At 51.5% G+C, this 20,769-nt stretch carries 19 protein-coding genes; 14 read left to right on the top strand and 5 right to left on the bottom strand.

Going from position 1 to position 20,769, the window contains the following annotated elements:
* The first annotated feature begins 1 nt into the window (after position 1).
* Entirely contained in the window at positions 2-1,126 is a 1,125-nt protein-coding gene (locus tag ACNA05_RS00380) for a M14 family metallopeptidase (RefSeq protein ID WP_415809388.1), read from the top strand.
* Positions 1,127-1,164: 38 nt separating this feature from the next.
* Here ACNA05_RS00380 and ACNA05_RS00375 read toward each other — a convergent pair whose 3' ends face one another.
* On the bottom strand, positions 1,165-1,488 hold the full coding sequence (locus tag ACNA05_RS00375) for a TM2 domain-containing protein (protein ID WP_415809387.1): 324 nt from the start codon (positions 1,486-1,488) through the stop codon (positions 1,165-1,167).
* A gap of 156 nt (positions 1,489-1,644) precedes the next feature.
* On the opposite strand from ACNA05_RS00375, the gene ACNA05_RS00370 reads away from it, so the two are divergent.
* The 3 genes from ACNA05_RS00370 (at position 1,645) to ACNA05_RS00360 (ending at position 4,381) form a co-directional block, all read left to right on the top strand.
* A complete protein-coding gene (locus tag ACNA05_RS00370; protein ID WP_415809386.1) occupies positions 1,645-2,454 on the top strand; it encodes a thymidylate synthase in 810 nt (269 codons plus the stop codon).
* Positions 2,455-2,472: 18 nt separating this feature from the next.
* Positions 2,473-2,880, top strand: coding sequence for a hypothetical protein (locus ACNA05_RS00365; protein ID WP_415809385.1), 408 nt, complete (start codon positions 2,473-2,475; stop codon positions 2,878-2,880).
* 121 nt (positions 2,881-3,001) lie between these two features.
* Positions 3,002-4,381, top strand: coding sequence for an amidohydrolase (locus ACNA05_RS00360; RefSeq protein ID WP_415809384.1), 1,380 nt, complete (start codon positions 3,002-3,004; stop codon positions 4,379-4,381).
* Positions 4,382-4,383: 2 nt separating this feature from the next.
* On the opposite strand, the gene ACNA05_RS00355 is transcribed toward ACNA05_RS00360, so the two are convergent.
* On the bottom strand, positions 4,384-4,995 hold the full coding sequence (locus ACNA05_RS00355; RefSeq protein WP_415809383.1) for a VUT family protein: 612 nt from the start codon (positions 4,993-4,995) through the stop codon (positions 4,384-4,386).
* A gap of 60 nt (positions 4,996-5,055) precedes the next feature.
* On the opposite strand from ACNA05_RS00355, the gene ACNA05_RS00350 reads away from it, so the two are divergent.
* From ACNA05_RS00350 to ACNA05_RS00330, 5 genes are all read left to right on the top strand, one after another.
* Positions 5,056-5,595, top strand: coding sequence for a dihydrofolate reductase (locus ACNA05_RS00350; RefSeq protein ID WP_415809382.1), 540 nt, complete (start codon positions 5,056-5,058; stop codon positions 5,593-5,595).
* A 58-nt stretch (positions 5,596-5,653) separates the two neighbouring features.
* Positions 5,654-6,796 (top strand): FtsH protease activity modulator HflK, encoded by a 1,143-nt coding sequence (gene hflK / locus ACNA05_RS00345; protein WP_415809381.1) that lies wholly within the window; start codon positions 5,654-5,656, stop codon positions 6,794-6,796.
* Positions 6,796-7,698, top strand: coding sequence for a protease modulator HflC (gene hflC, locus ACNA05_RS00340; RefSeq protein WP_415809380.1), 903 nt, complete (start codon positions 6,796-6,798; stop codon positions 7,696-7,698). Before hflK ends, hflC begins: the two co-directional genes overlap by 1 nt.
* A 21-nt stretch (positions 7,699-7,719) precedes the next feature.
* The gene (locus tag ACNA05_RS00335; RefSeq protein WP_415809379.1) at positions 7,720-7,926 is read left to right on the top strand and encodes a DUF2065 domain-containing protein; all 207 of its coding nucleotides are present in this window, start codon (positions 7,720-7,722) and stop codon (positions 7,924-7,926) included.
* Between the two features lie 78 nt (positions 7,927-8,004).
* Positions 8,005-9,414: a Do family serine endopeptidase gene (locus ACNA05_RS00330; RefSeq protein WP_415809378.1), complete on the top strand. Its 1,410-nt coding sequence runs from the start codon at positions 8,005-8,007 to the stop codon at positions 9,412-9,414.
* 3 nt (positions 9,415-9,417) lie between these two features.
* Here ACNA05_RS00330 and serB read toward each other — a convergent pair whose 3' ends face one another.
* On the bottom strand, positions 9,418-10,302 hold the full coding sequence (gene serB, locus ACNA05_RS00325; protein ID WP_415809377.1) for a phosphoserine phosphatase SerB: 885 nt from the start codon (positions 10,300-10,302) through the stop codon (positions 9,418-9,420).
* 15 nt (positions 10,303-10,317) lie between these two features.
* On the opposite strand from serB, the gene miaA reads away from it, so the two are divergent.
* Together miaA and ACNA05_RS00315 are read left to right on the top strand one after the other, a co-directional pair.
* On the top strand, positions 10,318-11,256 hold the full coding sequence (gene miaA, locus ACNA05_RS00320) for a tRNA (adenosine(37)-N6)-dimethylallyltransferase MiaA (RefSeq protein ID WP_415809376.1): 939 nt from the start codon (positions 10,318-10,320) through the stop codon (positions 11,254-11,256).
* Positions 11,253-11,915: a TVP38/TMEM64 family protein gene (locus ACNA05_RS00315; RefSeq protein ID WP_415809375.1), complete on the top strand. Its 663-nt coding sequence runs from the start codon at positions 11,253-11,255 to the stop codon at positions 11,913-11,915. Before miaA ends, ACNA05_RS00315 begins: the two co-directional genes overlap by 4 nt.
* On the opposite strand, the gene ACNA05_RS00310 is transcribed toward ACNA05_RS00315, so the two are convergent.
* Together ACNA05_RS00310 and ACNA05_RS00305 are read right to left on the bottom strand one after the other, a co-directional pair.
* The gene (locus ACNA05_RS00310; protein ID WP_415809374.1) at positions 11,912-12,955 is read right to left on the bottom strand and encodes a serine hydrolase domain-containing protein; all 1,044 of its coding nucleotides are present in this window, start codon (positions 12,953-12,955) and stop codon (positions 11,912-11,914) included. The two genes, ACNA05_RS00315 and ACNA05_RS00310, sit on opposite strands and share 4 nt — an antisense overlap.
* 242 nt (positions 12,956-13,197) lie before the next feature.
* A complete protein-coding gene (locus ACNA05_RS00305) occupies positions 13,198-14,013 on the bottom strand; it encodes an undecaprenyl-diphosphate phosphatase (protein ID WP_415809373.1) in 816 nt (271 codons plus the stop codon).
* A gap of 289 nt (positions 14,014-14,302) precedes the next feature.
* Between ACNA05_RS00305 and ACNA05_RS00300 the strand changes: the two genes are divergently transcribed.
* The 3 genes from ACNA05_RS00300 to gltB are packed head-to-tail and all read left to right on the top strand — an operon-like array spanning position 14,303 to position 20,679.
* Positions 14,303-15,736 (top strand): NAD(P)-dependent oxidoreductase, encoded by a 1,434-nt coding sequence (locus ACNA05_RS00300; protein WP_415809372.1) that lies wholly within the window; start codon positions 14,303-14,305, stop codon positions 15,734-15,736.
* Between the two features lie 4 nt (positions 15,737-15,740).
* Entirely contained in the window at positions 15,741-16,172 is a 432-nt protein-coding gene (locus tag ACNA05_RS00295) for a GFA family protein (protein WP_415809371.1), read from the top strand.
* The gene (gltB, locus tag ACNA05_RS00290; RefSeq protein ID WP_415809370.1) at positions 16,165-20,679 is read left to right on the top strand and encodes a glutamate synthase large subunit; all 4,515 of its coding nucleotides are present in this window, start codon (positions 16,165-16,167) and stop codon (positions 20,677-20,679) included. Before ACNA05_RS00295 ends, gltB begins: the two co-directional genes overlap by 8 nt.
* The last annotated feature ends 90 nt before the right edge of the window (positions 20,680-20,769 follow it).

The following is a 20,769-nucleotide window of genomic DNA, read 5'->3' as shown; positions in this document are numbered from 1 at the left end:
TATGACCTTGATGATAAATAGCGCTTTTGACGGCGGAAACATAGATGTTCGCAAAGCGGAAGAGGCCGGGGATATCCGCTTGGCTATCCGCAAGGATAATGCCTCGGATTTTTATCAATGGTTTTATTATCGCCTGACAGGCGCCAAAGGCCAAAACTGCCGAATGGTTCTGGAAAACACCAAAGACTCTGCCTTTGCCAGCGGCTGGGAAGATTACAAAGCTTGCGCGAGCTATGATCGCAAAAACTGGTTCCGGGTCGAAACCACGAAATACGAAAATGATCAGCTGATCATTGAGCATACCCCCGAGCAGGACAGTATTTATTACGCCTATTTTGCGCCTTACAGCGCCGAGCGCCACCACGACCGGATCGCGCATTATACGGGCGATCACGGCGTTTCAATGAAGGTCATCGGACACTCTGTCGAAGGTCAAACTCTTGATTGTCTCGAAATGGGCGAAGGCGAAACGACCATTTGGGTTATTGCTCGCCAGCACCCAGGCGAAACCATGGCAGAATGGTGGATGGATGGATTCATTTCCCGTTTGATAGAGGCCAAAGATGAGGCGACAAAAACTCTCTTGAAAAAAGCCAAACTCTTTATCGTTCCGAACATGAATCCGGACGGAAGCACTCATGGTAACCTTCGGACGAACGCTAAAGGCGCTAACTTGAACCGTGAATGGGGCGTTGCAACTAAAGAAAGCTGTCCTGAAGTTCTGGCGACGATTGCCGCGATGGATAAAAACCCGCCGCGCCTTTGCTTGGACGTCCATGGCGACGAAAACCTGCCTTACAACTTTATTGCCGGCGCTGAAGGCATTCCCGGCTATACAGATAAGCAAGCCAAAAACCTCGAAGATTTCTTGACCGCGTATAAAAAAGCGTCACCTGATTTCCAGACAGAGCACGGCTACCCCACGTCTAAACCGGGCGAGGGCAATCTGACGATGTGTACGAATTTCACAGCGCATCGCTATGATTGCTTGTCTATGACGCTTGAGATGCCGTTTAAAGACAATGCCGACCGCCCGGACAAGGCCGTGGGTTGGTCACCGGAGCGCTGCGCCGAATTGGGCAACGCCGCCGTCGAAGCTATGGCGGAGATGCTGGACCAGCTTTAAGTCTTAAAGCCTTCCCGCCATAAACTGGCGGGAAGGGCCTAGGCCGGGTGGGCTCTAACGAACTCATAAATATCGCGGATTTTCATCATATTCACTTCGCGGGTGCGGTTGCCAATTAGAAAGCAATCTATGATGACCCAAAGGCCAAATCCGCCCATCGTCAAAAGCTTTAATATACCGGCAAGAATGTCGCCCACGAGAAAGCGATCAATGCCGAGAAAACCAAGCCAAATATTCCAGCCGAAATTCACAACAGGATTCTGCGTTTCGTTCTGAACAATATCCATAAATTTGAAACGGTCTGCCTCTGATAAAGAGGCGGCCATGTCTATCAGCTCCCGGTCATACCTATAACGATTCATCTTTCTCTCCCTTATCGTTTAACAATAAAGATATGGGGTGAATAAGACGCCAGCGCAAGAGCCGCTTGTCTTTTTTTAAACGTGTCGTTTTTTCAAAGATGTGGACAAGCGGCGCAGGGGTCTGCCCGAATCGCTCTGAGTGTTTATAGTGAACGGATGCAGCAATATCTCGACCTTCTTTCGCACGTCATGGAAAACGGAACGGACCGTATGGACCGGACGGGGACGGGAACGCGCGGCGTGTTTGGATATCAGATGCGGTTTGATCTGGCCGAGGGGTTTCCGATGGTGACAACCAAAAAGCTGCACAAGAAATCTATCGTGCATGAGCTCATCTGGTTTCTCGCGGGCGATACGAATATCAAATATCTCAAAGATAACGGCGTCCGTATCTGGGATGAATGGGCGGATGAAAACGGAGATCTTGGCCCGGTTTATGGTAAGCAATGGCGCCGCTGGGAAGGTCCTGAAGGTCGGGTCATCGACCAAATCAAAAATGTTGTTGAAGCGATAAAAACCAACCCCAATTCACGCCGCCATATTGTGAGTGCCTGGAATCCGGCGGATGTGGACGACATGGCTCTGCCGCCCTGTCACTGTCTCTTTCAGTTTTATGTTGCGCCGCAAGAAAACGAAAAAGCGAAACTAAGCTGTCAGCTCTATCAGCGCAGCGCCGACATATTTCTAGGCGTTCCGTTCAATATCGCCAGCTACGCTTTACTCGTTCACATGATGGCGCAGGTCTGCGATCTGGACGTCGGGGATTTCGTCCATACTTTTGGCGACGCCCATATTTATTCTAACCATTTTAACCAGGTAAAAGAACAGCTCTCCCGCGAGCCAAAAGCATTGCCTCGATTAAAACTAAATCCCGATATCACAGAAATTGACGGCTTCAGCTATGAAGACGTGAAAATACTTGGCTATGAAGCCCATCCGCATATTGCGGGAAAAGTCGCGGTTTAACAAATATTGGGATAATCTATGGAAATTATGACAGGTTTAAGCGCTATTTCTGCAGCGCTAAAAATTACAAAAGATTTGCGGGAACTCGACGTAACTTTGAGCAATGCTGAAATGAAAGCTAAATTTGCTGAGCTGTATAGTTCCCTAGCAGATGCTAAAATGGCTCTATCAGAAGCAAAAGTTGGGATCCAGGAAAAGCAGTTTGAAATTAACAAACTAAAAATTCAGCTCGAAGATTGTGAAAATGGAGAGCGCTGTCCAAAATGTTGTTCTGGCCACCTCAAGCTGACTTCAGATTTACAATCTCGTGGTGCTGGAGGTTCAACTGGTGGAATGAGAGACCGCGAATACACATGTGACAATCAAGAATGTAACTTTGTTGATGCGCGTGTGCACGACCCGCACGGATTATTGAAACGCAGATGAACTTTGGCTCATTTACTCATTTTATAAGGTCCCGTGGATTCCCTTGTAAATAAAACATGCTTGATAAAGCCCTTTTTTTCTCTCACTCTCCGTCAAAAGAAAATATGAGAGGACACCTACCATGAAATCACTTCTTTGCAGCGCAGCAGCGCTTTTGACTTTGGCGGCGGCGCCGGGCGTTTTTGCTCAGGATCTGACGACAACCGTTTCTGAAGACCATGACTACGTTCTCGATCTGTACAAGCATTTTCACCAAAACCCCGAACTTTCCCTAAAGGAAGAGAAGTCAGCGGCGCGTATGGCCAAAGAGCTGACGTCCTTGGGGTTTGAAGTCACTGAAGGGCTAGGCGACGCGTGGGTGAAGCAAAAAGTCATGAAGGAAGTGGGCGAAGTTTTACCGGGCGTAGGAGGCTATGGTCTCGTCGGCGTTATGAAAAACGGTGAGGGACCAACGGTCATGTTGCGCGCCGATATGGATGCTTTGCCTCTGCAGGAAAAAACAGGCGTGCCGTACACGTCAAATGTCGTGTCGACGGATTTTACGGGGAAAGAAGCCCCGGTCATGCACGCCTGCGCCCATGACAGTCATATGGCTATTTTGATCGGCGCGGCGCGGCAATTGGTGGAACATAAAGACGATTGGTCCGGCACGCTTGTGCTTATTGGGCAGCCCGCCGAAGAAATCGGCTACGGCGCCTTGGCCATGCTGGAAGACGGCTTGATGGAGAAGTTTCCAAAGCCGGATTATGTTCTGGCGACCCATACGTCTGGTTGGGATCCAGCCGGAAAAGTGACCTATACGTCGGGATACGCGCTCGCCAATGTCGACTCGGTTGATATTAAAATCAAAGGCATCGGCGCTCACGGCTCAGCCCCTCATATGGGTAAGGATCCGATTGTAATCGGCGCGCAAATCGTCAACTCTCTTCAGACATTAGTGTCCCGCGAAGTGAATCCGTTGCAAGCGGGTGTTGTCACTGTGGGCTCTTTCCGCTCAGGCTATAAACACAATATTATCCCCGACGAGGCAGAGCTTTTGCTGACAGTCCGGTCTTATGATGATGACGTTCGCAAAACATTGCTCGAAGGCATAAAGCGTATCGCAGTTGCGCAAGGCCGCTCGGCTGGCTTGGCAGAAGACAATTTGCCGGAGGTCATCATTAAGAGCGACTACACACCGTCCACTTATAACGATCCGGACATGACAGACCGCGTTATGAAAGCTGTCTCGGCGTCAATAGGCGAAGATAAAGTCGAAAGCCGTCCGCCAAGCATGGGTGGAGAGGATTTTTCGCGGTATCACCGTCATGATGAAGACATCCCGACGCTTATATTCTGGACAGGCGGCGCTGACCCCGAAGCTTTCGCGGCGGCCGTTGAAAACAAGACGCCGCTTCCTCCGGCCAATCACTCGCCTTTATTTGCGCCTATTCCCGGACCTTCCCTGAAGCTTGGCGTTCAGTCCATGACGGCCGGGGCGATGGAGCTTTTTAAAGAATAAAATCAGACGCGCTCCGTCGTTTGTCCGCGCTCCATCCGCTGACGGATGAGCCACCAGATTATAATAGCGCCGACCATTTTGCCCCCGACACTCATTATGATGTTGGGAGCCGTTAATTGATCTACCCGTATAAAGCTCGCGCCATATAGAAAAGCCGTTGTGTCTATTGGCGCCGCTATAGCGGAAGAGAGTAAGACACGGGTCGAGAGCTTATATTTCGTGAAAGTGAACATGGCATAATCCACCAGTTCCGAAATGAGGAACGCCGCGCCGCTCGCTAGAGCCAAAGCGCCGCCGCTGGTCACATAGGTCAGCCCCAAAGCCAGAGCCATAGCAAACAAAACCTCATGACCGATTTCTCTCTGAGAGAAGTCGCGCACGACGAGGACGAGACCGGTGACTATGGTCACGGGATTAAAGGCCCACGCCGCCAAACCCGGTAAATTGACCATTGGCGCCCAGGTAAAACTCCAATTGATGAAAGGAATCAGCAGAACATAGAGAAGGGTGTATTTGACCGAAAAGAGACTCGTGGTGGGTTTGCGGCTCTCGGACTCTTCGCAAGCTGTCTCTTGCATCGTTGAGGCTGCAGCGATTTTCTTTTCTTTAGTCATGCAGCCCGATTTCCTTCGCTTTCGCTATACCTCTTTTGCTCTATCGTGTATCGGCCCTCTATGTCCATTCATCCTGAGATTCCAAACCCAAGACTTTCTCTAATTGTTGCGCGGGCGCAGAACGGCGTTATCGGCCTAAATGGCGATTTGCCATGGTATTTACCGACTGACTTGAAACTCTTTAAATCCATCACTCTGGGCAAACCGGTTTTAATGGGGCGCAAGACATGGGAAAGCCTGCCATTCCCGCTTCCGGGCCGGCCAAATCTTGTCCTGACGCGGGATGTAAGCTATGAAGCGCCCAAGGCAGAAGTGTTCTCAGATATGAAAGCTTTCGTCGCGCGGGGCTACGAGCTCGCCGGATTAAACGGCGCAAGTGAAGTTATGGTGATAGGCGGGGCGCAGCTCTACCGTACGCTCATGCCTCATATAGACCGCCAATATATCACGCAGGTTCTGGCAGAGCCTGAAGGAGACGCGTTTTTTGAGGCGCCGGACACGAAAAAATGGGTGCTGACGGAGGAAAAAACGGGATTGAAGGCATCCAAGGATGAATATGATTTCGTGGCCCAGATTTGGGACAGAGTTTCGCACGTATAGCCCTTGATAAGCCGGCTCAAGACAGCCAAGTATATGAAAAGACTTTTCGGAGAGATTTGTGGCAGATGACAAAAACAATAGCCCTTGGGGAAAACCCAAAGGCTCCGGCGGTAAAGGCTCGGGCAAAGGGAATAATCCATGGGGCGGGCAAGGCGGCAATGGTCGTCCGGATCGGGATCGTCCTAAACCGGGCGAAGGGTCTGCCGACCTCGATAATGTCATTCAGGGCTTTAAATCGCGCGTAAAACGCGGCGGCTCTGGGGGCGGCCGCGGCAGATTTTCCGGCGGCGGCGGCGGCGGAGACATTACAATTCCTAAGTGGATTTTTGTTGCCGCAGCTGTAGTCCTTTTATTGTTTACATCAATTTTTACCGTGCAAGGTAACGAACGCGCAGTTGTTCTTCGATTTGGCGACTATACGCGCACAGCCGGGCCAGGCCTTCATTTTAAATTGCCTCCGCCTATCGAAACCAAAATTGTTAGGAACGTTACGTCTCAGCGCGAAACACGCGTAGGTGTGAACTCGACGGCAGAGGCGCTAATGCTGACCGGCGATGAAAATATCGTCGATATCAACTTTACTGTCTTGTGGGTTATCAAGGATCTGGAGTCTTATTTGTTTAAAGTGGACCAACCGGATGATTTGGTAAAATCTGCAGCTGAAAGTGTTGTCCGTGAAGTTATCGGTAATAATGAACTTGACCCCATTATCACGACAGGCCGTCAAGAATTACGCGGTGTCGTGACCGAACAATTGCAAGTGCTTCTTGATGAATATGAGGCAGGCGTTTTGGTGAACGATGTTCAGTTCCAGAAAACCGACCCGCCCGCAGAAGTCGAAGATGACTTTTTGGATGTTGTGAACGCGCAGCAAGAAGCGGAAACCGCCGTTAACGAAGCCCGTGCCTATCGTAATACTCAGGTATTGGAAGCAGAAGGTACCGCGGCCCGTCTTATCCAAGAGGCAGAAGGCTATCGCGACTCAGTGATTGCGAACTCCGAAGGTGAAGCAGAGCGTTTCCGCCTGATTTATCAAGAGTATAGCCAAGCGCCCCGCGTGACGCGTCAACGTATGTATTTGGAAACCATCGAAGATATTTACGGCGATGCCGATAAAATTATCCTCGATAATGAGGCCGGAAATGGCGTAGTGCCATACCTTCCGCTTGATAAACTCGGTAAACCGGCAGGAGCGAATTAATGCAAAACAGTAAGTTTATTGGTTTAGCCGTCGCGCTGGTAATTCTCGTCGTTATCGTGATGAGCAGTTTCTATACCGTTCGTGAAGATAAGCAGGCTCTGGTTCTTCGTTTTGGTGACCCCGTCCGCACCGAAAATGCTTATGGCATTGAAGAAGACGCTGGTCTCAAGTTTAAAATCCCGCTTATCGAAGAGGTTCGGCTTTATGACCGGAAAAACCTCGTGCTCGATCTTGATAGTGAGCCAATTTTGGCCTCTGATCAGGAACGTCTCATTGTAGACGCGTTTATTCGATACCGCATCACTGATGTCAGACGGTTTTATGAAGCCTTTAATACCCGAAATGTCGCTGAGATCCAATTGAGCAATATTCTGGATTCACTTTCCAGGGATATTCTGGGGAGTGTAGAAAGCTCCGAAATTATTTCCGGTCAGCGTTTCGACCTTATGAATGCGATTGAAGACCGTGCTAACGCCCGTGCCACTGCCGGTCGTTTTGGACTGAAAATTGAAGATGTCCGTATCAAGCGAGCAGATTTGCCGCCGGAAAACGCAGCGCGCGTTTTTGAAAGAATGTCAGCCGACCGGCAAGAGCAATCCGCAGAGAAACGGGGTGAAGGTGAGCGTTCCAAGCGAACCATCAAAGCTGAAGCGGATAAAGACGTCGAAATTCTGTTGGCGAATGCGCGCAAACAGGCCGAAATTATTCGAGGTGAGGGGGATAAAGAGCGTAACCGTATTTATGCCGAAGCGTATAATCTTGACCCAGAGTTTTTCGCCTTTTACCGCTCAATGGAAGCCTACAAGAAGGGACTCGGAAGAAAATCAACCTATGTTCTTTCCCCTGATAGTGACTTCCTTGGATACCTGGACAACCAGCAAGGTCCGCGTAGTAACCGCTAATATCCAAACCGCAGATAAAATATGAGCATTTCGGCCATATTGCTCATCGCCTTTGGCGGTGCGTTGGCCCTTGAGGGGGCTGTCTGGGCTATTTTTCCCGGCGGACTTCGGCGCGCCTACAGAGAATTCTTAGAGCAAGCCGACGAAAGAGACCTCCATATTACAGGTGCTATCTCTGTTTTTGTCGGGGTCTGTCTGCTCCTTTTCGGGGTAAGCTTGCTTTCCTGACGCAATTGTTAGGAAATTAGCTGTTACTGCGGCCTTAGACCCCCTTGGCAAAATGCGCCGCGCGTTTAATGTTCAGCTATGTTTAAAGCTCTTATACTTTCAGTTTGTCTTTGTTTTTCGCTGTCTAGCGCCGCTCTGGCTCGTCCCGCGCCTGACGGCTTCACGGAATTGACAAAACGGTTGAGCCCTTCCGTTGTGAACATCTCAACCGCTCAGACAATCCAGATCGATACCGAGAATGTTCCGGCGTTCCCAGAGGGCTCTCCTCTTGAGCGTTTCAATGACTTCTTCGGACGTGGAAATGACCGCGATGGTCGGGTGTCAAAATCTCTCGGGTCAGGCTTTGTGATTGACGCTATTGGCCATGTTGTCACCAATAATCATGTTATTGAAGATGCCGACGTCATCGAAGTGACGTTTCCAAGCGGCGATAGCTATGAGGCTGAATTGATTGGCCGCGACCCGGCCACAGATATTGCGGTGCTTAAAATAGACACGGGCAATGATCTTCCATTTGTCACTTTCGGGGATTCCGACACCGCCGAGGTAGGTGAGTGGGTGATCGCTATTGGTAACCCGTTTGGCTATTCCGGCTCTGTTGCGGCCGGTATCATTTCGGCTCGTAATCGCGACATCTCTCATGGCAGCTATGATGATTTCATTCAGACCGATGTTGCCATTAACCAGGGCAATTCCGGCGGCCCTCTCTTTGACATGAACGGCGATGTTATTGGCGTAAATACGGCCATACTGTCGCCGACCGGCTATAGTGTCGGCATCAGTTTTTCGGTGCCGTCCGAACTCGCAGAATCCGTGGTTAGTCAACTCATCGAATTCGGAGAGACACGCCGAGGGTATTTGGGCGTGAGACCTCAAGAGGTTAGCCCGACACTCGCTCGGTCCTATGGATTGGATAACACTTACGGAGCGCTTGTAACCTCAATTGTGAAGGATTCACCTGCCGAAAAGGCCGGCTTAAAAAAAGGAGACTTGATTACCGCCGTTGCCGGAGAGCGGCTGGAAAACTCCCGCTTGCTGAGCCGCCGTATTGCTGAGGCTGAAATTGGCGAAGCTCTGGAAATAAGCTATATTCGCAAGCGCCGCACGCGCACGGTCAGCGTCACCATTGAAAGACTTGAAGAGCAAGTCACCAAAGAGGAAGAAGAGCGCCGCGCCGAAGAAGAAAATAATGCAGAACGTTCTGTAAACGGAATTTACGTCGAAGCTCTAAGCGATGAAACGCGGGCCAAGTATCGTATTGATGATCGTATCGAAGGCGTGCGCGTTGCGAAGGTAGACCGATATGCCGAAGCCAGCGGTAAAATTCTCGTTGGAGACATTATCGAAGAAGTTGGGTTCGAACCTGTTGATTCTCCGAAAGCTTTTGAAGAAGCCATTGAGGCCGGAAAAGAATTTGAAGCTCCGGTAACGTTCCTAATTAATCGGGGCGGGAACTATATTTTCTATGCCTTGACGGTTACGTCGTAAGATCTAGCCAGCTTCAACAAACTCGCTGTCTTTATAGCCTTGAAAATAAAGTGCTGTCCGCAAGTCAGAGTGATTGATCGCGCAATGCGCCGCAGCGGCCACCGCAGGCTTTGCGTAATAAGCTATCCCAAGTCCTGAGGCCGTGATCATGGCGAGGTCATTGGCGCCGTCGCCAATCGCTACAGCCGCCTCTGGCCCTCCCAAATCCTGCGAATATTCTTTCAATCGCTCCAGCTTCGCTTCTCTTCCCAAGATCGGAGGTTGAACCTGACCTGTGAGTGCCTGATCATCATCCAATAAGATATTAGCGTGGTGGTTCTCAAACCCGACCGCTTCGGCAACGCGGCTAGAAAAGAAGGTGAAACCGCCAGAAACGACAACTGTTTCCGCCCCATTGGCTTTCATTGTGGCGCAAAGTGTTTTGGCCCCTTCATTGATCCTGATGCGATCTTCAAAGCAGGTCTGTAGGTCGGAGAGGGGGAGATCTTTCAACAGGGCCACACGGTCCGTAAGAGCGCCCTCAAAGCCGATTTCACCCCGCATGGCGCGTTCGGTGATGGCGCTGACTTTCTCTTTAAATCCTGCAAAATCCGCCAACTCGTCAATGCACTCTTGGCCGATAAGAGTAGAATCCATATCGCAAATCAAAAGTTTCTTTTTCCGGCCCGCTTTAGATTGCAGGCAGTAATCTGCTTCCACGCCCGCATCTGTAAGAGCCGCCTCAATAGAGTCCTTTGTCAGGGTCTCAGGCGGAACGCCTTCGGCGGCCTTCCCTTCGGATAGAGGAGTTATTGCCGTCAACTCCAAGTCTGAAAGAAGACTTTCTAGGGCCGATGCGTCCTTTTTCTTCAGGACAAGTGTTAGAATTTGGTCTATCGCGTTTGCCATAATGGGCATGCTCCAATGATATCGTCTCGGTCGATGAAACCCGTCCTGTGTATTGCAGGGCCGACTGCCAGCGGCAAGAGCGGCGCAGCGCTTAGCCTCGCAAAAGCTGTTGATGGCGAAATTATCAACGCGGACGCTCTGCAGGTTTATTCCGATATCCGTATTTTGTCCGCGCGGCCCAGTGACGAGGATATGAAAGCTGCGCCGCATCACCTATATGGCTATGTTAGCGGGAAAACGCATTATTCCGGCGGGCAGTGGGTGAGGACGGCAATGCCTGTTGTGTTGGACGTTCTCGCGCGAGGGAAAATTCCGATACTGGTCGGCGGGACCGGGCTCTATTTTAAATCTCTTTTCGAGGGCCTAGCCGCCGTTCCAGAAATCGACCCCGACCTTATTCGTAAAATCGACAACCGAATTGAAGCTGAGGGAATTGCGTCAGTTTTGGCAGAGGCGAGAGCTCTCGATCCCATTGGCACAGTCCGCTTGCAAGGCGATGACCCGCAACGCCTGACGCGTCTTCTGAGTGTGGTGAAACAGACAGGTCGTCCGTTGCACCATTGGCAGTCAAATACCCGTCCCGAAATCCCGGCAGCCTATGCACTACGCTACGTGTTAATGCCGCCGAGAGAAGCCCTTTATCAGCGGATAAATTCTCGATTTGAAGTTATGGTTGCAGAGGGCGGATTGGATGAAGCCAAGGCCGTGTTTGAAGAATATGGACCTGAACAATCAGCTCCAATGTTAAAAGCGATTGGCCTGTCGCATCTTTTACGGCATTTAAAAGGGGAGCTGGATTATGATCGCTCCATAGAGTTAGCAATGCGGGACACGCGTCGTTTTGCCAAACGACAAATGACGTGGTTTCGGAACCAATGCGCTGATTGGAAACGTAAAGAAGAATTGAATATCAATATGATAGAAAAAGATATTCATCTATGGGAACCTTCATGACCCGTCGCCGCTCCCTGATATTTGCGGTCATTCTTTCCCTCGTGATTGTCGCCACATTCGTTCTGGGTCGATTTGTTTTCGATATTGACCTGACCCTATATGAAGAGCGTCTACAAAGTCTCCGGGGCTCTATCTGGGGGCTCCCGGTCGTTATCATGATATTCACGGTCGCCTCTTTTTTCGGTCTTCCGCAATGGGCGCTAATTACAGTTTCAGTTGTCGCGTTTGGACCTACCGCCGGGGCTATATATTCTTGGATAGCCACGCTGGTTTCCGCGATGTTGAACTTTTGGCTTGCGGATCTTTTGGGCCGCGAAAGGCTTAGCCGTTTGACCGGGCCCCGGCTTGGGAATGTTTTGGACCGTATCAAACGCAACGGGCTTTTATGGAGCTTTGTCGTGCGTCTTGTCCCGACGGGGCCTTTCATTCTCGTCAATATGGCCGCAGGCGTTTCGTCAATTACCATCCGGTCTTTCTTTATTGGAACAGCATTAGGGATTATCCCAAAAATTCTTGTCGTGGCGCTTTTGGCGAAAGGCGTTTTCGCTGGGCTCGATGGACGGATGATGTCGCTCGTCTTTATCTTGCTGGCCGTTGCTGCCATTGGACTGACATTCTGGCTGCAAAAGCGTTTTGGGACGCAAAAGCAAAAGACCTAGCTTTCCTCGTCTAGTTTTAGCCAGTCCTGTTTCGGCAGGCCGTATAGCTGATCCATGAATTCGAACTGCAGTCCTGTCGGTTGGTAGTGGGGGCTGTTCCACATCACAGCGATGCCTGAACGCTTTTCTGGATCGAGAAGTATAAGGGAGCGATACCCTTCAACCCCGCCGCGATGGCCGACGACTTTATGACCTTTGTAATTATAGACCCGGAAGCCCATTCCATAATGGGCGTTCGTCATTTGGCCGAAACGGCGGTTAATATAGCGCTGTTCGCGACGTGTCCGAATGAGCGGGGTTTGTAAGGCGGCTTGCCGTTTTTCAGACTCAGAGACCGCGCCGGGGAACTCGTCTTCCATTTGAGCGACCATCCATCGAGCCAAATCCTTGATTGAAGAATTTACGCCGGCCGCTGCCGGAACGCGGTAATAAGTCGGTTTAACGCTGTCTATTAACTCTCTTTTACGGCCGTGCGGCTTCGCCCAAGATTTGGATTGTAAGAGCCCTTCATAGCTGACGCTGGCTGTGCTCATGCCAAAGCGGTCAAAAACTTCTGTTTGAACCACGGATTTATAAGGCAGTCCCGTTAGAGTTTGCACGATTTCAGAGGCGGCGTCATAAGCCACATTTTGATAGGTATGGCAGGTCGTCGGCGCGCATTGGTAGGGTAGACCCTCCAGCATAAACCGGATTTCTTTTGCGCCCATTCCGCCCTCTATTTTGTCGTCATAAGCATTTCTGACAATCCCGATTTGATGAGAGAGAAGGTGGGTAATATCCACTTTGGTGTCAGAAGGCGGCAATTTCAGAGTCGGGGCTAGATCAGAGGCAGGGGTGTCGAGTTTCAACTTTCCCTTTCTTGCCATGTCGACAAGAACATGGGCGGCAACGCCCTTTGAAACAGAAGCCCAGCGGAAAACAGTATCTGCAGAGACAAGATCGCCCGATCCACTCGTAGTTTCACCATAGCCTTTGGCAAAAGTGATTTTGCCGTCTTCGACAATAGCCATGGCAAGTCCAGCGATTTCGAGTTTTGACATGATCTCCTGAGCCCTAAGGTCAAATATTTCAGTCTCAATAGAGGGGATCAAATTCGATTGCTGACTTGTTTTCGTCGTGGCGCTGGGATTCGCTGAGCTAAGCGTTGAGAAAACGAGGGCGGTAAGGCCGAGGAGAGCAAATCGTGATACCATTGAGCTTTGCTAGAATGCTTTGTGCTCTGCTGTCCAGAATGGTTTTCAGTAACTTAGCCTATGATAAATTATTTTTAATTCATAAAGGCTTAGGCGCAAAAAATCCAAAGCAATAGCGCGGCGCCTAAAGCCATGCGGTAAAGCATAAAGGGGAGCATTCCAATACGGCTGATCCATTTCATGAAAAGGGAGATGCAAGCAAAAGCCGCTATAAAAGAGAGTGCGGCAACCCAGAGACCGTCCGTCAGGCTCGCCCCAGATAACTCATTGGCATCGGCCCCTGCTAGGCTATAAAGCGCAAATAGGCCGCCTACACCAATAATGGGGAGGCTCATCAACATAGAAAAGCGGGCTGATTCAACCCGGGTCAGACCCATCGCTCGAGCGGCTGTCATGGTGATGCCCGAACGTGACGTTCCCGGAATAAGGGCGACGGCCTGAGCAAGTCCCAGCCCGAACGCGCCTTTCCAAGTCAAATCTTCGGTGGTTCGCGTTTCTTTTCCCCAGATGTCGGAGAGCCACAGCAATACCCCAAATATGATCGTTGTGATCGCAATAATAAGAGGCGAGCGGATAGCGTCGTCCCACCCGCCGAAGCGTAGGATCGCGCCGAGGAGTAGGGCTGGCGGAGTTGCGATGATCAGATTTAGCGCCAAAACTGAGTCGCTATTAAGCCTACGCTTCAGCAGATCAATCAAGCCTGTAAATATTGAGCCCACATCTTTGCGGAAATACAGAATAACGGCAAAGAGCGAGCCGAAATGCGCCATCACATCAATGAGCGGCCCTTGATCCTGCCACCCTAGGATTCTGGCGGGCAAAATCAGGTGTGCGGAACTTGAAATGGGTAAAAACTCCGTCAGTCCTTGAATGATAGCCAGTATTGTGAGGTGCAGCCATGACATGGTCTGTCTCTATGCGCTGAAGGTTACGGCTTTATTAGGGCGGAGTAGTGTCAGGCACCTGCAAAAGTAGATTGAAGCTCTGTAAAACGTAGAATTTTGTCCTAAGTTTTCTTTCGTGTAGTTTTTGAAGGAATTTACACGCTAAGCAATAAATATCGTAAAGTATAATAAAAACAAGCGGATAAGAGTCATTCTATTTTTAATAAATATCAAAAATTGACAAATTGTCGCATCTTGCTCTTTTAGACGTTAAGGTGTAGAGGAGGCGCGAATATTAAGTGAGGGCCTTATGGCTAAGCCAAATAAAATGTTGAAATTCACCCAAACTGAGCGGGACATGCCTGAAAAAAGGGCTGCAAATGAGCGCCGTGATGACTTTTTGGAGATCTATGGTGATTACGTTGAAGCGAAAGCTGAAGAGCAAGCCTCGCGCTGCTCTCAATGCGGCGTCCCGTTCTGCCAGAATCATTGTCCCCTTGAAAACAATATCCCCGACTGGCTGAAACTCACGGCAGAAGGCCGCGTGAAGGAAGCGTGGGAAGTGTCCAGTGCGACGAACAACATGCCTGAAATTTGTGGGCGGATTTGTCCTCAAGACCGTCTCTGCGAAGGCTCTTGCGTTATTGAGCAGTCCGGCCACGGCACAGTAACAATTGGATCTGTTGAGCGGTATCTGACGGACACGGCGTGGGAGGAAGAGTGGATTGAGCCTATCAAGCCCCTCCGGGAACGCGCCGGGAGCGTCGGCATTATCGGTGCAGGTCCAGCCGGACTTGCGGCGGCAGAGCAACTTCGCCTTCAGGGATGGCAGGTCACAGTTTATGATCGCCATGACCGGGCCGGCGGGCTTTTGATTTACGGCATTCCGAATTTCAAACTCGAGAAGAAAATTGTCCAGAGACGCACGAAACGTTTGGAGGAGGGCGGAATTGAGTTCGTCATGAATTGCGATGTCGGCGTCGATATTACCTTCGACAAGCTCCGCGAAAAACATCAAGCCGTTTTGATTGCCACTGGCGTTTATAAAGCCCGCGACCTCGAATGTCCGGGGAGCGGCGCCGAAGGGGTGAGCGCGGCTCTGCCCTTCCTAATCAATTCCAACAAGCGCGGCCTGGGGGATGAGGTTGTCGGCGAGACAGCAGAAGGCAGAAATGTCGTCGTCATTGGCGGCGGTGATACGGCCATGGATTGCGTCCGGACGGCGGTGCGCCAAGGCGCGAAGTCCGTAACCTGCCTTTACCGCCGGGATCACGCCAATATGCCCGGGTCAAGACGCGAAACAGCCAATGCCCAAGAAGAGGGCGTGAGTTTTGAATGGCTAGCTGCGCCGAAATCTATTCATGATGAAGGCGGTAACGCCAGCGCCGTTCGCGCCGACCGTATGCGTCTCGGCCAAAAAGACGCCTCCGGACGCCAAAGCCCGGAAGCGATTGAAGGTGCCGAATTTGATGTAGAGGCGGATCTTGTCATCAAAGCTTTGGGTTTCTCCCCCGAAGATATGAAAGTTATGTCGGAAGAACTCACGACCACAAGGTGGGGCACAGTCCGGGTTAATCCATTGTCCTTTGAGACTAATTTGCCGGGCGTGTACGCGGCCGGAGATATTGTTCGAGGGGCGTCCCTTGTTGTCTGGGCCATTCGCGAGGGCCGGGACGCAGCGGAGCATATGCACAAATATTTGCGAGAGCTCGAACGCGCTGAAACCAAAGTCGCGGCGGAATAAAGCGATGAAGGAAGTAGCTGGAAAATGCCTGTGCGGCGAAGTCACTTTCAGAGTATGCGGCGCGCCCGTCGAGCTTCATGCGTGCCATTGCTCAATGTGTCGTCAGCAAAATGGGGGGAGTGCGTTTATCGGACTTCATACAGCAGAAGGCGTGAAACTTAAGAAAACGGACGGCCTAACTTGGTATCAAGCGTCTGAGCACGGCGACCGGGGGTTCTGTAAAACCTGCGGCGCCACTCTGTTTTGGCGCATGCAGGGCGAAGAAAAGGATTTCAGCGTTTCCGTGGGGACGCTCGCTGAAACCCAAGGGCTCAAGCTAACCTCTCATATTTTTACCGACGAAGCGCCTCACTATTATACCTTACCCGACGACGCCCCGCACAAAACCGGCGCGCAGGTCTTAAACGAATTTATAGAAAGCCAGAAACATGTCTGATTGGCTAAAAGATTACGAAACAAAACGCGACGCTTTGATTGCGGCAAACGCTTATGACCCGGCGCATGAACGCGCCAATTGCGGCGTTGGATTGGTGGCCTCTATTGACGGCTCGCCCCGCCGAGACGTCGTAGAGAAATCCATTCAAGCGCTTAAGAATGTCTGGCATAGAGGGGCCGTCGATGCGGACGGGAAAACCGGAGACGGGGCCGGCATCCGCATGGACATCCCGCAGGAATTTTTCCGTGCGCAAGTCGAAAATACCGGTCATAAAGCCAGCGCGGCCAAAATTGCCGTCGGGATGATATTCCTCCCGCGCACTGACTTTATTGCGCAGGAATCGGCGCGAACGATTGTTGAATCCGAGCTTCTCAAAGAAGGATTTTACATATACGGATGGCGCCAGGTCCCCATCAATATCGACATTATCGGCGAGAAAGCCAAAGCCACGCGGCCCGCTATTGAACAGGTTCTTTTCCGCGATCCGAAAGGCCGTAAAGGCAACGCACTGGAACGCGAGCTATATATCGTGCGCCGCCGGATTGAAAAACGCGTTATCGCCGAAGCGATTCCGAGTTTTTATATCTGCTCACTCTCGGTTCAAACCGTCATTTATAAAGGCATGTTCCTCGCGCAGGATATTGATAATTTTTACACGGATTTGCAGGACGAACGTTTTGTCTCCCGCGCCGCGATTTATCACCAACGTTATTCTACCAACACATTCCCGCAATGGTGGCTGGCCCAGCCGTTTCGGATGCTCGCGCATAACGGCGAAATCAACACGCTAAAATCCAATACAAACCATATGAAAAGCCATGAAATCAAAATGGCAAATAGCGCCTTTGGCGACCGCGCCGAAGATGTAAAACCGATTATTCAAAAGGGAAGCTCTGATTCTGCCGCTCTGGACTCCGTGTTTGAGCTGCTTGTGAGGGCCGGGCGGTCTGCGCCTATGGCGAAAACGCTGTTAGTCCCCGAAGCCTATTCAAAGCGCGGCGATTTAATGCCGCCTTCCTGGCGGGCGCTTTACGAATATTGCAATGCGGTGATGGAACCTTGGGACGGCCCGGCGGCTCTGGCGGCCTATGATGGGCGCTGGGTCATGGCCGGATTAGACCGGAATGGTTTGCGTCCTTTGCGTTATGCAATCTCAAATCAAGGCATATTGGCGGTAGGGTCAGAAGCCGGTATGTGCCCTATCGAGGAAAAGGATATTGTCCGTAAAGGCGCGCTCAAGCCCGGCCGCATGATCGCTGTCGATTTGGAAGAAGGCAAATTTTATACGTCTTCTCAAATTATGAATGAGCTCGCCAAGAAGCGGCCTTACAAAAAATGGCTCGAAAAAGTTATTAATCTGGATGAGAAGCTTTCAGGGCCGGAGCCAGAGCCCGCCTTGTCGGGTGAATCGCTTGCCCGTCGCCAGCTTTCCTGTGGACAGACATTGGAAGATCAGGAGCTAATTCTGAGTCCTATGGCCGAGACCGGCAAAGAATCCATCGGCTCTATGGGCGATGATACGCCTCTCGCTGTTCTGTCCGATATTTATAGACCTCTGTCGCATTATTTCCGTCAGAATTTCTCGCAGGTTACGAACCCACCGATTGACCCCTTACGCGAAACGCGAGTGATGGGACTCAAAACCCGTTTTCGTAATCTGCGCAATATTCTAGCGGAGACAGGCGCTCAGACAAATGAGATGTATGTTCTCGACAGTCCTGTGCTGACCACGGGCATGTATGATCGTTTCGCCAAAATGGTGGGTGATAAAATCACCTTGATTGACTGTACTTTCCCGGTTCCAGAAGGCGAAGAATCCGGCGGGCGCGCTCTGCGTGATACGCTCCGGCGCATTCGCGAAGAAGCCAAAGACGCGGTGGCGCGCGGAGTCGAAAACATCGTTCTGACGGACGAAAATACGAATGAAACCCGCGCTGCGGCGCCTATGATCCTCTGCACCGGCGCGGTTCAAACGGCTCTGGTGAATGACGGGTTGCGATCCTCGTGCTCTATTCTCGTTCGCTCTGCCGAATGTCTCGATACGCATTATTTTGCTGTTCTGATCGGGGCCGGCGCAACCTGCGTAAATGCTTATATGGCGCAAGATTCCTTGATGGATCGTGTAAAACGCGGATTGCTGGATATGAGCGCCGATGAAGCCGTGGCGCAATATAAAGCGGCCATTGAAGGCGGCCTTCTAAAAATTATCTCTAAGATGGGGATTTCCGTTATCTCATCCTATCGGGGCGGCAATAATTTCGAAGCCATGGGTCTGTCTCGCGCTCTGGTCGGCGCTAATTTCCCGGGCATGACAAGCCGGATTTCGGGTATCGGTCTGGCAGGTCTCGAGGCTAAAATCCTTGAAGTGCATGAGAAGGCTTACGACAGCGCCGTCGTGCGCCTACCGGTTGGGGGTCTTTATCGTGTTCGCGCACGAGGCGAGCGCCATGCCTATAAGGCGGATATGATCCACATGCTCCAGGAAGCTGTCGGACGCGAAGATTATAAGCTCTACAAGCAATATGCCGAGACCGTGAACTCGGCGGACCCGATCCAAATTCGGGATTTGCTGGATTTCCGTACAACCTCCAAATCTTTGCCAATTCGCCGCGTCCAAAGCGTCAATGAAATCAGGCGGCGTTTCTGTACGCCGGGTATGTCGCTTGGCGCCTTGTCGCCCGAGGCGCATGGCACGCTGAATATTGCGATGAACCGGATTGGGGCGAAATCCGTCTCAGGTGAGGGCGGCGAAGACCGCGCCCGCTATAATCCGCTGCCAAATGGCGATAATCCGAACTCTGCGGTCAAGCAGATTGCCTCCGGACGTTTCGGTGTGAACGCGGAATATCTCAACCAATGTTATGAAATTGAAATCAAAGTGGCCCAGGGCGCTAAGCCGGGGGAGGGCGGTCAGCTTCCTGGGTTTAAAGTCACTGACATGATTGCAAAGTTTCGAAACGCGACTCCGGGGGTGACCCTGATTTCACCGCCGCCGCATCATGATATCTATTCCATCGAGGATTTGGCGCAGCTGATTTACGATCTGAAACAGATAAATCCGACTGCGCGCGTGGCCGTCAAACTTGTCGCGTCTTCCGGCGTTGGGACAATCGCCGCCGGGGTCGCCAAGGCCAAGGCCGATACTATCCTGATCGCGGGCCACAATGGCGGGACAGGCGCGTCGCCCAATACATCGCTCAAATATGCGGGTATGCCGTGGGAGCTCGGTCTCTCCGAAGCGCATCAGGTTCTGACGCTAAATAATCTCAGAAACTCCGTCACGCTCCGGACAGATGGCGGGCTGAAAACAGGCCGCGACATTGTGATTGCGGCAATGCTCGGCGCGGAAGAATACGGTATCGGTACCCTCTCGCTTGTGGCTATGGGCTGTATCATGGTGCGTCAGTGCCATTCCAATACCTGCCCGGTTGGCGTCTGCGTTCAAGATCCGGCGCTTCGTGAGAAGTTCACCGGAACGCCGGAGAAGGTTATTAATCTGATGACGTTCATTGCCGAAGACGTCCGCGAAATTCTGGCTGAGCTCGGATTTGAATCGCTGGACGATGTCATTGGCCGTTCGGATCTGTTGGTTCAGGTCAGCCGCGGCGCGGAAAACCTCGACGATCTGGATCTAAACCCGATTCTGGCTCGCGTTGATAATGAGCGCGTAAAGGATACGCGCCTGCAACGTGTCGATGTGCCGGACTCTCTGGACAAACAGATTGTTGCGGATGCAGGCCAGTTTTTTGAGCGGGGCGAAAAAACCTATCTCACTTACGGCGTCGAGAATACGCATCGCGCCGTTGGGACCCGGACAAGTTCGCATCTCTACAAGACCTTTGGCGCAGAAGGCGTTTCAGACGGACAGCTTACGGTTCGGCTTCGCGGCTCCGCCGGGCAATCGCTCGGCGCCTTCGGCATGAAAGGTTTGCGCCTTGTTTTGGACGGCGACGCCAATGACTATGTCGGCAAGGGGCTTTCAGGGGCAGAAATTATCGTCTCTCCGCAAGGCCACACGCCGATTGATTGGCATAGCAGCGCGATCATCGGGAATACTTGCCTTTACGGCGCAACTAAAGGTCTATTGATGGCCGCTGGGCGGGCCGGGGAGCGTTTCTGCGTCCGAAACTCCGGCGCGATAACTGTGGTCGAAGGCTGCGGCACAAATGGCTGTGAATATATGACGGGCGGCATTGCGGTAATTCTTGGCTCAGTCGGGGATAATTTCGGCGCCGGCATGACGGGCGGAATGGCCTATGTTTATGACGCGAAGGAACGGTTCGAAAAAGCTGTGAACCCGGATAGTGTTGTCTGGCAACGTTTCGGTTCCGAGCATTACGAAGAGGAATGCAAAGATCTTATCCGCCGCCATGCAGAGCTGACAGGGTCAGAGTTCTCGGAAAAGCTTCTCTCTGAATGGGAGCTTGAGCGGAATCATTTCTGGCAAGTTATTCCTAAGGAAATGCTGACGCGACTGGATGTGCCTGTCGTGGACGCGGCGGAGTGATATAATTGGGGGCTCTGTTTCAGGGCTCCCCAAAATCCGGCAGGTATCGGAACATTCGTGGTTTTCTCTGGTTCACTATGTAACCACAGG

This window comes from Litorimonas haliclonae (assembly GCF_965138505.1).
GTDB lineage: Bacteria > Pseudomonadota > Alphaproteobacteria > Caulobacterales > Maricaulaceae > Litorimonas > Litorimonas haliclonae.
The sequence above is the reverse complement of the archived record's forward strand: the minus strand, read 5'-3'. Positions and strand labels throughout refer to the sequence as shown.

Coding starts and splice junctions, on each gene's coding strand:
- ACNA05_RS00380 (WP_415809388.1), top strand. CDS start 2: ATGACCTTGATGATAAATAGCGCTTTTGACGGCGGAAACATAGATGTT.
- ACNA05_RS00375 (WP_415809387.1), bottom strand. CDS start 1,488: ATGAATCGTTATAGGTATGACCGGGAGCTGATAGACATGGCCGCCTCT.
- ACNA05_RS00370 (WP_415809386.1), top strand. CDS start 1,645: ATGCAGCAATATCTCGACCTTCTTTCGCACGTCATGGAAAACGGAACG.
- ACNA05_RS00365 (WP_415809385.1), top strand. CDS start 2,473: ATGGAAATTATGACAGGTTTAAGCGCTATTTCTGCAGCGCTAAAAATT.
- ACNA05_RS00360 (WP_415809384.1), top strand. CDS start 3,002: ATGAAATCACTTCTTTGCAGCGCAGCAGCGCTTTTGACTTTGGCGGCG.
- ACNA05_RS00355 (WP_415809383.1), bottom strand. CDS start 4,995: ATGACTAAAGAAAAGAAAATCGCTGCAGCCTCAACGATGCAAGAGACA.
- ACNA05_RS00350 (WP_415809382.1), top strand. CDS start 5,056: ATGTCCATTCATCCTGAGATTCCAAACCCAAGACTTTCTCTAATTGTT.
- hflC (WP_415809380.1), top strand. CDS start 6,796: ATGCAAAACAGTAAGTTTATTGGTTTAGCCGTCGCGCTGGTAATTCTC.
- ACNA05_RS00335 (WP_415809379.1), top strand. CDS start 7,720: ATGAGCATTTCGGCCATATTGCTCATCGCCTTTGGCGGTGCGTTGGCC.
- ACNA05_RS00330 (WP_415809378.1), top strand. CDS start 8,005: ATGTTTAAAGCTCTTATACTTTCAGTTTGTCTTTGTTTTTCGCTGTCT.
- serB (WP_415809377.1), bottom strand. CDS start 10,302: ATGGCAAACGCGATAGACCAAATTCTAACACTTGTCCTGAAGAAAAAG.
- miaA (WP_415809376.1), top strand. CDS start 10,318: ATGATATCGTCTCGGTCGATGAAACCCGTCCTGTGTATTGCAGGGCCG.
- ACNA05_RS00315 (WP_415809375.1), top strand. CDS start 11,253: ATGACCCGTCGCCGCTCCCTGATATTTGCGGTCATTCTTTCCCTCGTG.
- ACNA05_RS00310 (WP_415809374.1), bottom strand. CDS start 12,955: ATGTCAAAACTCGAAATCGCTGGACTTGCCATGGCTATTGTCGAAGAC.
- ACNA05_RS00305 (WP_415809373.1), bottom strand. CDS start 14,013: ATGTCATGGCTGCACCTCACAATACTGGCTATCATTCAAGGACTGACG.
- ACNA05_RS00300 (WP_415809372.1), top strand. CDS start 14,303: ATGGCTAAGCCAAATAAAATGTTGAAATTCACCCAAACTGAGCGGGAC.
- ACNA05_RS00295 (WP_415809371.1), top strand. CDS start 15,741: ATGAAGGAAGTAGCTGGAAAATGCCTGTGCGGCGAAGTCACTTTCAGA.
- gltB (WP_415809370.1), top strand. CDS start 16,165: ATGTCTGATTGGCTAAAAGATTACGAAACAAAACGCGACGCTTTGATT.